Origin of the sequence: Rhodococcoides kroppenstedtii (assembly GCF_900111805.1) — a bacterium.
Taxonomy (GTDB): domain Bacteria; phylum Actinomycetota; class Actinomycetes; order Mycobacteriales; family Mycobacteriaceae; genus Rhodococcoides; species Rhodococcoides kroppenstedtii.
Genome location: NZ_FOJN01000014.1, coordinates 112,105 through 122,694 on the forward strand (window position 1 = coordinate 112,105; position 10,590 = coordinate 122,694).

Annotated in this window: 10 protein-coding genes; 4 read left to right on the forward strand and 6 right to left on the reverse strand. The window is 69.5% G+C overall.

From position 1 onward, the window contains the following. Positions 1-27 precede the first annotated feature (27 nt). From BMZ18_RS15905 to BMZ18_RS15920, 4 genes are all read right to left on the reverse strand, one after another. The gene (locus BMZ18_RS15905; protein ID WP_068102514.1) at positions 28-351 is read right to left on the reverse strand and encodes a putative quinol monooxygenase; all 324 of its coding nucleotides are present in this window, start codon (positions 349-351) and stop codon (positions 28-30) included. 81 nt (positions 352-432) lie between these two features. Further along, positions 433-1,458, reverse strand: a complete 1,026-nt coding sequence (locus tag BMZ18_RS15910; protein ID WP_068106108.1) for an NAD(P)-dependent alcohol dehydrogenase — start codon at positions 1,456-1,458, stop codon at positions 433-435. Between the two features lie 43 nt (positions 1,459-1,501). Continuing rightward, complete coding sequence (locus tag BMZ18_RS15915) at positions 1,502-2,227, reverse strand: iron-sulfur cluster assembly protein (RefSeq protein WP_068102516.1); 726 nt, start codon at positions 2,225-2,227, stop codon at positions 1,502-1,504. Further along, positions 2,224-3,273, reverse strand: coding sequence for an amidohydrolase family protein (locus BMZ18_RS15920; protein WP_068102518.1), 1,050 nt, complete (start codon positions 3,271-3,273; stop codon positions 2,224-2,226). The genes BMZ18_RS15915 and BMZ18_RS15920 overlap by 4 nt, the downstream gene beginning before the upstream one ends. Before the next feature lie 134 nt (positions 3,274-3,407). Between BMZ18_RS15920 and BMZ18_RS15925 the strand changes: the two genes are divergently transcribed. After that, entirely contained in the window at positions 3,408-4,847 is a 1,440-nt protein-coding gene (locus BMZ18_RS15925; RefSeq protein WP_068102520.1) for a helix-turn-helix domain-containing protein, read from the forward strand. A 70-nt stretch (positions 4,848-4,917) separates the two neighbouring features. On the opposite strand, the gene msrA is transcribed toward BMZ18_RS15925, so the two are convergent. Both msrA and BMZ18_RS15935 read right to left on the reverse strand, forming a co-directional pair. Beyond that, positions 4,918-5,442, reverse strand: coding sequence for a peptide-methionine (S)-S-oxide reductase MsrA (gene msrA, locus BMZ18_RS15930; protein ID WP_068362784.1), 525 nt, complete (start codon positions 5,440-5,442; stop codon positions 4,918-4,920). 151 nt (positions 5,443-5,593) lie between these two features. Continuing rightward, positions 5,594-6,490: a fumarylacetoacetate hydrolase family protein gene (locus tag BMZ18_RS15935; RefSeq protein ID WP_068362748.1), complete on the reverse strand. Its 897-nt coding sequence runs from the start codon at positions 6,488-6,490 to the stop codon at positions 5,594-5,596. A gap of 110 nt (positions 6,491-6,600) precedes the next feature. On the opposite strand from BMZ18_RS15935, the gene BMZ18_RS15940 reads away from it, so the two are divergent. The 3 genes from BMZ18_RS15940 to mhpA all read left to right on the forward strand — a co-directional run bounded on the left by BMZ18_RS15940 (position 6,601) and on the right by mhpA (position 10,345). Beyond that, positions 6,601-7,854, forward strand: coding sequence for a DUF3500 domain-containing protein (locus BMZ18_RS15940; RefSeq protein WP_068362750.1), 1,254 nt, complete (start codon positions 6,601-6,603; stop codon positions 7,852-7,854). Between the two features lie 37 nt (positions 7,855-7,891). Continuing rightward, the gene (locus tag BMZ18_RS15945) at positions 7,892-8,578 is read left to right on the forward strand and encodes an IclR family transcriptional regulator (protein WP_280141996.1); all 687 of its coding nucleotides are present in this window, start codon (positions 7,892-7,894) and stop codon (positions 8,576-8,578) included. Positions 8,579-8,665: 87 nt separating this feature from the next. Continuing rightward, a complete protein-coding gene (gene mhpA / locus BMZ18_RS15950; protein WP_068362753.1) occupies positions 8,666-10,345 on the forward strand; it encodes a bifunctional 3-(3-hydroxy-phenyl)propionate/3-hydroxycinnamic acid hydroxylase MhpA in 1,680 nt (559 codons plus the stop codon). The last annotated feature ends 245 nt before the right edge of the window (positions 10,346-10,590 follow it).

Genomic DNA, 10,590 nt, shown 5'->3' on the forward strand with positions numbered 1-10,590 from the left:
CGGCAGTGTGCGCAAGAGGAACGGTTCTCACTCGACCGTCATCTCGCCCATCTCGTTCCACCCGGTGGCCTCGATGGACTCGCTGATGATCTTCGGCGTCGACGCCAGCGCCTTCGGCAACTCCTCGGTCGCCTTCCGGAAGTGATCGCTGTTCACGTGTGCACCCCCGGCCTCACCATCGCGGAAGGCCTCCACGAGCACGTACGTGTTCGGCTCCTCGAGGCTCTTCGACCACTCGAACCACAGGCAGCCCTCCTCGGCGCGGGTGGCCGCGGTGAATTCGGCGACGTGGTCCGGCCAACGGTCGGTCCAGTCGGGCTTGGTGGTGAACTTGACGACGATGAAGATCACGGGGCGCTCCTGCGGGGTCGGTGTCCGAGCTGTTCTCGACTGAAGGGGATTCGCGGCCGGCGTGACGCTCGGCCGAGTCGGTCACGGTGTGAGAATGGCCCGGCCGCGGACCCGGCCGGCGTCGAGATCGTCGATGGCGGACTGAAAATCGTCGAGGGCGTATTTCGCCGTGTGCAGCACCACCGCGCCGCGCGCAGCGAGTGCCATGAGGTCGCACAGGTCATTGTAGGACCCGACCAGGTTACCGACGATGTTCAGCTCGGCCGAGACGATGTCGATGGTGGGGACGTCGATGTTCTCGCCGTAGCCGACGACGTAGTAGTCGCCCGCCTGCCGCAGCATCGCGACACCCTCGGCGGTCGCTCCGCCCTCGCCGACGAAGTCGATCACCACCTCGGCGCCGACACCGCCGGTGAGGTCACGCACGGCCTCCACCTGGCCGCCGTCCGCCACGACGCCGTGGTGCGCGCCGATGGTCTCGGCCAACGCCACCGCGTCCGGGTTCCGGTCGACCACCACGATCTCGGCGGGGGTGAGCGCCGTCAACACCTGAATCCCGATGTGCCCCAGTCCACCGGCCCCGATCACGACCACACGGTCCCGCGGAGTCAGAGTGCGCGAGGCCTTGGCGACGGCGTGGTACGCGGTCAGTCCGGCGTCCGCGAGGGCGGCGACGTCGGCGGGTTCGAGCGAGTCGTCGATCTTCACGACGCTGCGTGCCGACGTCCTGAGATATTCCGCGTACCCGCCGTGGGTGTCGATGCCCGGGAACTGGTTCTGCTCGCAGTGGACGTCGTCACCGGATCGGCAGGCGCGGCAGAAACCGCAGGTGATGAGCGGGTGCACGATCACTTTGTCGCCCTCGGCCACGGTCGTGACCGCGGACCCCACCGCGTGTACCCACCCGGCGTTCTCGTGACCGATGGTGTACGGCAGCGTCACCTGCGATTTCTCCGCCCACTGCCCCTCGAGGATGTGCAGATCGGTCCGGCAGACACCGGCCCCGCCGATCCGGACGATCACGTCGAACGGGCCCGTCGGCTCGGGTACGGGCAACTCCGTCATCTGCAGTTTCTCGTGGTAGCCCACGACCTGTACGGCGCGCATCGAGCTCATGGTGTGGTGTGTCCTCTCGGGAGTGAGGCCTGAGTCAGGCCGAGATGGTGGTGCGGTCGGGGTCGTCGTACCGCGTCCGAAGCAGGCCACGGCAGAAATGCGCATTCCCTTCGATCGAGATGCGGGTGGAACGCGCGCGGCGCAGAGCCAGTTGAACGTCGAGGCCGACGTAGCCCGCGCCCAGGTGGTCGACCATGACCGGTGCGTCGGGGCGGGTCGAGAGGCCGATAGCCGACCGTCGGTCCAGCAGTTCGTCCGTGGTGCGCCCCGGCGGCAGATCACCGAGGACGACGGTGGCCATCTCCTGCGGACTGCGCCACGGGTGCGCCGCCATCAGGGCGGTCAGGCTGCGTTCCATCGCCGCCACGTGCGCCTTGCGTCGGAAGATCGTTCGCAGCTCCTCCAAGTCGTCCTCGGCTTCGTGACCGAACGTTCCGCGGTAGCCCGCGTCCGTCGCGAGGCCGGCGTTGATGATCGCCGAATCGTGGTGGTCGTCGAGCGCGACCGACACCGATCGTGTCCAATCCAGCTCCGACAGAGCCGTTTTCGCGTCCGACGCCATGAGGTAGGCGAAGTTCGGCGCACAGAAGGACGTGGGGAGGCGCAGGTGGACGGCAACGTCGCCGTCGTCGGATACCGCCAACGACGCCACGAAGTCGAGATCGGTCACGGGCTCGTCGAGTTCGGGGTCGATCACCGTGTCCAGCGCCCGCCACACGTCCGCCCGGCGAGAGTCCGTGCGCGGGGAGTTCGCGGTCATGCGCCCACCAGGTCGTCGGCGACGCGATCCGCGCCGCGGGGGCCTGTCGCGGTCTCGTCCGCGTCGGCGACCCGCAGATGGGCCGGCACCTCGATGTCGTACATCGCAGCCGCGTTCAGCCCCAGGATCTTGCGCTTCTGGTTCTCGGTCAGCGCCGGGTACTCGGTGAGCTCCGCGGGGATCTCGAAGTCGACGAAGCTCTCGACCAGCCACCGGGGCGTCCACAGGGCGTAGTCGCTGGAGAACTGGATGCGGTCCTCCCCCACCCAGTAGAGCAGCTCGCCGAGAATCTGCCCGAAGTACTTGGGGCGGGTGAACATGAAGGGCATCGCCACGGCGAGACCGGCGTGCACGTTCGGCTCCTGGGTGGCGATCCAGCAGAAGTCTTCGAGGCGGGGCAGACCGCAGTGCTCGACGACGAAGTTCAGATCGGTGAAGTCGGTGGCGATGTGGTCGACGTCCGCGACGTCGAAGGCGTCCCGGTCGAGCGGCCGGATGGTCGGGCCCTTGTGTACGTGGATGTTGCGGATGCCGACCTCCCGACACACCTCGAGGTAGCGGCGGGTCCAGTCGTCGTCGAGCTTGTATCCGCGGGAGTCGCCGTGCCATTCGGCGGTGTAGAGCTTGACGCCCTTCAGGCCGAACCGTTCCGCATCCGCGCGGAGCTGGTCCAACCCGGCCTCCCCGTTGCGGGGATCGAAATTGTGGTTGTAGGTCAGCTTGCCGGGGTTGGCCTGCGTGAGTGCCCACGCCTCCTCGGTCTGCCCGAAACCGTCGACGTAGAACTCCCCGAGCCGAGCCGGCTGGAAGATCGCGTGATCGACGTAGCCGTCTTCGAACAGGTCCTTCATGAACCGCTCACCGCCCTGGTACAGGTACTCCTCGTACGTCCAGAGCTCGCTGTCCGGCGACAGATTGCGGTGATAGTCGTAGAAGCAGTCGATGAACTGCTTTCCGTGGACGTTGCGTTGGTTCTCCGGTCGCGCATCCCACAGCGCCACGTGCGCGTCGACGATGAAGTAGCTGGTGCCGTCCTTGGTGTACATCCGGGCTTCCCTTCCCGTGTGACTGTCGCCACACCTTCGGGTGCACACGCTAGGAGCCCCCCGCACCCGTCGACAGGCCGTCGGCGTCTCACATTGAGACGGCTCGGAATGCGCGGAACTGTAATGTGGGTCACATGCAGGTAGGGGCATACGACGGGGAGCGGGACGCTGTCGGCGCACCCGTCCCACCGCGTGTGCGGGCGTCCTGGGAACGAAGCCAGTCGTACGGCATCCCGGTGGACGCAGTCGAACCGACGTTCACGGGAACCCGATCTCCCGGATCGCTCTTCCACGAGTGCGGCGACGCCGTCCTCGCGGACCTGCACCGGTCGATGACCACCGAGCCCGTCGGGATGATGCTCACCGACGCCCACGGCGTCGTCATCACCCGCCTCAGCGGCGATCGGGCGCTCCTCCGCGCGCTCGACGCGGTCCACCTCGCCCCCGGGTTCGGCTACTCCGAACGCGAGGTGGGCACCAACGGCCTCGGACTCGCGCTCGCCGACCACGCGCCCACCCTGGTCCGCGCGGAGCAGCACTACTCCCGCACACTGTCCGGATTCACCTGCGCCGCAGCCCCGGTCGTCGATCCGGCGACTGGCCGACTCGACGGCGCCGTCAACCTGACCACGTGGTCTCGGTCCTCCAGCGAGTTGCTGCTCACCCTGGCCCGGGCCGCCGCCGGCACCATCGCGGCGACCATGCTGAGCCGCGGCTCGTCCGGACCGGCTCCCACCCGACCACGTCGCTCGCTCTTCCGCGTCGACCACGGACTCGGCCGCGCCACCGAAAATCTCGGATCCGATTGGACGGCAACCGTCACCGCCACCCGAGCAGCACTGATCGCCGGCCGCGTCGTGGCCGTCGTGGGCGAACCGGGCACCGGACGCGCCACCGCCGCCGAGATCGCGGCCCGGCGCGCCTGGCCCGACCACCGCGTCCTCACCGCGGGCGCACCCGATCCGGACGACGCCGAGTCCTGGTTGTCACTGTGGGATTTCGAGGCCGGACGGGCGGACACCGTCGTCGTCGTCCGCGATGTGGACGCCCTGCCCACGTACGTTGCGGACCGCCTCGCGGCGGTTCTGCTCACCGGTCCCGGAGCCACGATGCCGGTGGTCGTCACGGCGGAGAACCTCGCTGCAATACCGGCCGCGTTCACGACGGCGATCACCGCGGCCGTGCCGCTCTCACCGCTGCGCGAGCGACCCGGCGACGTCGCGCCCCTGGCCCACCGAATCGCGCACGGCGTCCGCGGACGCGACGTCGCCTTCACGGCGGCGGCGATCCGGGTGCTGCAGCAGTTCTCCTGGCCGCAGAACTGCGCCCACCTCCGCCGCGTCGTCGAGGACGTGGTCCGCCGGGTGGACGTCGTCGACGTTCCCGCCCTCCCGGCCGAGCTCGTCGTCGATTCCGGCGGTCGCCGACTGTCGACCATCGAGGCGTTCGAGCGCCGCGAGATCGTGCGAGTCCTGGCCGACGGAGCCACGATGGCCGCCGCGGCCGAGCGACTCGGCATGAGCCGCGCGACGCTCTACCGGAAGATCAAGTACTACCGGATCCCCGCACGCTGACCCCGACCGGGCCCCGACGCACGAAACCCCGCGACGACGGCGCCGCGGGGTTCGTTGACGAGTGACGAGATCAGGCCGTCGCGCGCCGGGGAAGCTTCCAGTCGGGACGCACCCAGTGGCAGGTGTACCCGTTCGGGATGCGCTGCAGGTAGTCCTGGTGCTCGGGCTCCGCTTCCCAGAAGTCGCCCGCCGCTGTCACTTCCGTGACCACCTTGCCCGGCCAGATGCCGGAGGCGTCCACGTCGGCGATGGTGTCGAGGGCGACCTCCTTCTGCTCCTCGCTCGTGTAGAAGATCGCCGAGCGGTAGCTGAGGCCGACGTCGTTGCCCTGTCGGTTCTTCGTCGACGGATCGTGGATCTGGAAGAAGAACTCCAGCAGATTTCGGAACGACGTCCGCGTGGGATCGAAGACGATCTCGACCGCCTCGGCGTGCGTGCCGTGGTTGCGGTAGGTCGCGTTCGGGACGTCGCCACCGGAATAGCCGACCCGCGTCGACAGCACGCCCGGCTGCTTGCGGATGAGTTCCTCGACGCCCCAGAAGCATCCGCCCGCCAGGATCGCGGTCTCGGTCGCCGTTCCCGTTGCCTCGGCCATGTGTGACTCCTCCTCGAAGGTCGGTTCGGTGCACTCGGTTCGTTGCACACTGCGCACCGTCTCTCCGACGAACGTTCGGACGGGGTCCGCTTGTTCCGCTCCCTCGACCGCCACGCCGCCCGTCGGCGGGCGTGCTAACTTACTCGCGTCTTCAACGTTCGTTGAGAACTGGTGACGGAGGCCCCGGGGGGGAGCTGTGATTTGGTCGACCGCGCACGACGGTGGTGCGGAGCGTGCCCAGGCGCTCCACCTCGACGTCCACCACGTCTCCGTCGCCCAGCAGCCATCGAGGGTCGCGCGCGTACCCGACGCCGCTCGGTGTGCCGGTGGCCAGCAGATCCCCCGATCGGATGCCGACGGTGCGCGAGATCAGCGCGAGCGTGTCGCCCACGGAGAAGATCAGATCGTCGGTCGACGCGTCCTGCACGGTGACGCCGTTGACTCGCGTGCGTATCCGCAGCCCGTCGCGCAGGTCCCCCACCTCGTCGGCCGGCACCAGCGGGCCGAGGGGGCCGGATCCTTCGACGTTCTTGCCGAGCGTCCACTGGGACGTCCTCTTCTGCGCGCCACGGGCCGTGATGTCGTCGAAGGTCGAGTAGCCCACCACCGCAGCGAGGGCGTCGTCGGCCGACGCCGATGCGAGGTCGGCGCCCACCCACGCCACCACCTCCCCCTCCCAGTCCAGCCCGTCCTCGTCGGCGGGGATCTCCACGACACCGTCGCCGACTCCCAACGACGACGTCCATCGCGCGAAGATCGTGGGGAATTCCGGCAGGGGGTCGCCGGAGTAACTCCCCTCGGCGTGATGTCGGGCGTAATTCAGGCCGACGCAGAACACGCGGGCGCTCGGGAGGACCGGGGGAACCAGCACGACGTCGGTTCGGCGAAACGACGGGCCGACGGCGCCGAGCGCGAGATGGCTGCGGGGGTCCGACCAGAACGCGTCGAGTTCGGCGACCACCGCGATCTCGTCGCCGCCCTCGGCACCCCGCAGTTCCGCCACCTCCACCGGACCGCCCGCCGTCCGTCGTATTCCCACGAAGCGCATGTCGTCGTCCCCCGTTCTCCCGGTCGTCGTCTCGACCGTGGTGCGCGGACCCTACGACGCGCCGTCGTCCGATTCGGGTCGTCGACCGTGTCCACCGGGACGAGGTCGCGATGACCGGGGACTTCCGTCGCTATCTCTTTCCGCACGATCATCCTCGGCTGTCCGAGATTCGGGGCCTGGACGCCGCCGAGTACGCGCGGGTCGCGAGCCGCCCCGGGACCTTCACCGGCGGACTGATCGCCGGCTGGACTCCGCTCTACCGCCGCCCGTTCCGCGGCGTCACCGAGAACGGGACACTCCGGCGCGACGTGCACCTGCCGACCCCGGCCCGGCCGTCGGAAGCCGCCCCCGTCGCGGCGATGGTCGACGCCGCCGAGGCCCTGCTGAGCATGCTCGCCGAGAGCGACCGCACGCGACTGTGTCACGAGGTCGACGCGGGCGAGTGGCAGACCTGGGCCAATCCGGAGTTCCTGCAGTTCGACACCGGCATCCGCCTCGAGCGGACCACCGGCGCGGTGCGCGGCGCCGTAATGGATCTGATCCGGGCGTCGTTGTCTCCCGACGGGTACGAGACCGTGCGGAACACCATGCGCATCAACGGTTTCCTGGGCGCGACGGTCGACCTGCCGACCATCCTCGGCGAGTGGTCCTACAACGTGGCCCTGTACGGTCGACCGCACCTCACCGAGCCGTGGGGGTGGCAGCTGTTCGGTCACCACCTGGCCGTGAACTGCCTCGTCGTCGACGGACGCATGACCATCGGCCCCGCCTTCCTCGGCGCCGAACCCGACGAGATCGACGCCGGACCGCACGCGGGGGTGCGTACCCTCGGCCGCCACACGGCGGCGATGCGGCGGGTCATGGCGGCGCTCGATCCCGCCCAGCGTGCCCGCGCCACCGTGTACCGGCACATGGTGGACCCCGCGATGCCGCCGGGCCGCGTGCATCCGGGCGACGAGAGGCATCTCGCCGGAGCGTTCCAGGACAATCGCGTGATCCCGTTCGAGGGCATCCGCGTCGCGGACACGACCGAGACCGCCCGGCACGCCGTCCACGATGCCGTCGCGGCGTTCCTCCACCTGCTGCCGGACGGGCCGCGACGTGCCGCGTTGCGGGACATCGCCGTTCACCGCGACGAGGCCTGGTTCTGCTGGATCGGCGGCCACGGCGAGCAGGACGTCTTCTACGCCCGCATCCAGTCACCCGCGATCCTGCTCGAGGTCGACCATCACTGCGGCGTCTTCCTCGACTACGACGAACCGAAGCCGTTCCACGTCCACACGGTCCTTCGCATCCCCCACGGCAACGACTACGGGCGCGCGTGGATCCGACACCGGCGACAGAGCGCGTCGCCACACTCGTGAGGAGAGTCCCCTGGCCGACATAGGACGTGCGTCCCTGATTCTGGACACGCTCGCTGAGAGCCGAACGATGTTGTCGCTCACCGAACTCGCGCGCCGTACCGGGCTGCCCCGGTCCACCGTGCACCGGCTGATCCAGGCCCTCGAGGGCGAACTCCACGTCGTTCGGGATCCCGGCCGACGCGGGTATTCGCTGGGGCCGGGGCTGCTGAAGTTCGGTGTGGCAGCACACTCGCGTCTGGTCTCGAGCAACCGACGCTCGTTGGCGACGCTGGCGCGAACCACCGGGGAGAACGTCGATCTCGCGGTGTTCAGCGGACGCGAGGTGGTCGTCGTCGACCAGGTGGAGTCACCGGACCGGGTCCGCTCGGCGACGGAAGTGGGGCGTGCCTTCTCCCTGCACGCGAGTTGCCTGGGCGTCGCGCTGATGGCCCTGCTCCCGGACGACACCGTGCAGACGTTGCTGTCCGGGCCCCTGACACGCTTCACGGAGCACACCGTCACCGATCCCGACGTTCTGATTCGGCGCATCGAGGACGTCCGCAGCACGCGGATCGCGGTCGACCGGGAAGAGCACGACCTCGGAATCTGCGCCGTGGCCACCGCCTTTCGCGGGCAGACGGGTGCGCTCCAGGCCGTGTCCGTGGTCATGCCGTCGTCCCGCTTCCGGCTCAAGCAGTCCCGGGCCATCGAGGGGCTCGAGCGACTCAATCCGGATCTCGCATGAGGTCGGCATCCTCGACTTCGTCGTTGCGGTCCCGCCGGCCGGGACGACTTCCGTGACCGATCGAGTTCGCTTCGCCATCCTCGGGGTATGTCTTCCTCCACTCACGATCGCGAATTCGACGCGGCCACCCGGTCATCGGACGATCCACTGCGTGCCGAGCACGACGTGCTGGTGGTCGGCTTCGGTCCGGTCGGCAAGGTCGTCGCCGCGCACCTCGGCGCGCGCGGTCACCGGGTGCTCGTGGTGGAGCGAGCCGACTCGGCGTATCCGCTGCCCCGCGCCGTCACGCACTGTTCCGACGTCGCCCGGATTCTGCAGTCGGTCGGCCTCGCGCCCGATTCGATCCCGCACATCACCGAGCCGTACGACGCGATGTACGTCTGGACCAACGGCGCCGGCGAGACCCTCGTGGAGGTCGACTGGAGTGGACGCGGCGAATCGGATTGGTACAACACGTATTTCTTCGACCAGCCCTCCCTCGAACACGCTCTCGACGAGGTGGTGGCGTCCGGGCCCCGGGTCGAGGTGGTGCGTGGGGCGGAGGTGACGGCGCTCGTCGACGGTCCCGATGCGGCTGTGGTGACGGTGCGCCGTCGCGGCGCGGAGGGCGGGGACGGCGAGGACAGCGGGGACGGCGAGGACAGCGAGGTGCGCGCCCGATACGTCGTCGGCGCGGACGGGGCGCACAGCACGGTCCGTGCGGCGATGGGTCTCGGATGGCACGACGACGGTTACGCGCACGACTGGTTGGTCGTCGACGTCGAACCCGGTGCCGGAGCGTCGTTTCCGACGGGCGCGACGCAACGATGCGACACCGATCGTCCGTCCACCATGGTTCCGGGTGGTCCCGGCCGGCGTCGGTGGGAATTCATGCGACTGCCGGGCGAGGACGCGGACACGCTGAACACTCCCGACTCCGCGTGGGCACTCCTCGCGCCGTGGGGGCCGACCCCGGAGACCGCCGAGCTCGTGCGGCACTCCGTGTACACGTTCGAGGCCGGCTGGGCCGAGCGGTGGCGCCGCGGGCGCGTCCTCGTTGCCGGCGACGCCGCCCATCTCATGCCGCCGTTCGCCGGCCAGGGCCTCGGCGCCGGTCTGCGGGACGCCATGAACCTGACGTGGAAGCTCGACGCCGTTCTGCGCGGTGTTGCGTCTCCCGATCTTCTCGACTCGTACACCACCGAGCGACAGCACCACGCACGGGCATTCGTCGACTTCTCGGTCTCGCTGGGGAAGGTCATCTGCATCACCGACCCCGACGAGGCCGCCGAGCGCGACCGACGACTGCAGGCGGAGCACCGCGCCGGGGACAGGCCGAGACCACCGCGCCCCGGCCTCGGTCCCGGCCTGCACGTCGGCGAGCAAGGCGGCGCGTTGTCCCGGCAGGGGCGGGTGCGGACCCCCAGCGGCACAGGTCGTTTCGACGACGTGCTGGACGGGCCGGGCGCCCTGCTGTTGCGTCGGGCCGAGGTCACGCCGGAGCTCTCGACGCAGGACCGTGCGGACCTCGCCGCACTGCACGTGACCGTGGTGGCCTTGTCCGGGGACGGGTCGGCGGCGCGGACCGCGGACGTCACGGTGGTCGAGGACGTCGACGGCACCTACACCGCGTGGTTGGACGAACTGGCGGCCGACGTGGTGCTGGTCCGGCCGGACTTCCACCTCTACGGCACCGGGTCCGCGGGCGACGCCGGAACACTCGTCCGCGGCTTTCTCGAGGGGGTGCGGGCAGGATCTTGCGTGCGTGTCGGCAGCTCGAACGTATGATCGATTTCTGTCGGTGGGTCGACCTACACTGAATTCATGTCGTCGGGGGGCGGCGGGAACGGACCCGCACACACAACACCACCATCGCTGCACGCACCGGTGGATGCACCGGTCTCACCGGTCACCGCGGCGCGAGCCGCCCTGGCCGAAGCGATCGCCGACCTCGCCGCCCTCGACACCCGCGGAACCGGCATCGAAGACCTCCTCGCCCTCGTCATCGACTCCGAACACGCCACCCGCACCCT

Bases quoted from the DNA above. Each gene is read 5' to 3' on its own strand.
- BMZ18_RS15935 (WP_068362748.1), bottom strand. From the start codon at position 6,490: ATGCGCTTCGTGGGAATACGACGGACGGCGGGCGGTCCGGTGGAGGTG.
- BMZ18_RS15940 (WP_068362750.1), top strand. From the start codon at position 6,601: ATGACCGGGGACTTCCGTCGCTATCTCTTTCCGCACGATCATCCTCGG.
- BMZ18_RS15920 (WP_068102518.1), bottom strand. From the start codon at position 3,273: ATGTACACCAAGGACGGCACCAGCTACTTCATCGTCGACGCGCACGTG.
- BMZ18_RS15910 (WP_068106108.1), bottom strand. From the start codon at position 1,458: ATGCGCGCCGTACAGGTCGTGGGCTACCACGAGAAACTGCAGATGACG.
- BMZ18_RS15925 (WP_068102520.1), top strand. From the start codon at position 3,408: ATGCAGGTAGGGGCATACGACGGGGAGCGGGACGCTGTCGGCGCACCC.
- mhpA (WP_068362753.1), top strand. From the start codon at position 8,666: ATGTCTTCCTCCACTCACGATCGCGAATTCGACGCGGCCACCCGGTCA.
- msrA (WP_068362784.1), bottom strand. From the start codon at position 5,442: ATGGCCGAGGCAACGGGAACGGCGACCGAGACCGCGATCCTGGCGGGC.
- BMZ18_RS15915 (WP_068102516.1), bottom strand. From the start codon at position 2,227: ATGACCGCGAACTCCCCGCGCACGGACTCTCGCCGGGCGGACGTGTGG.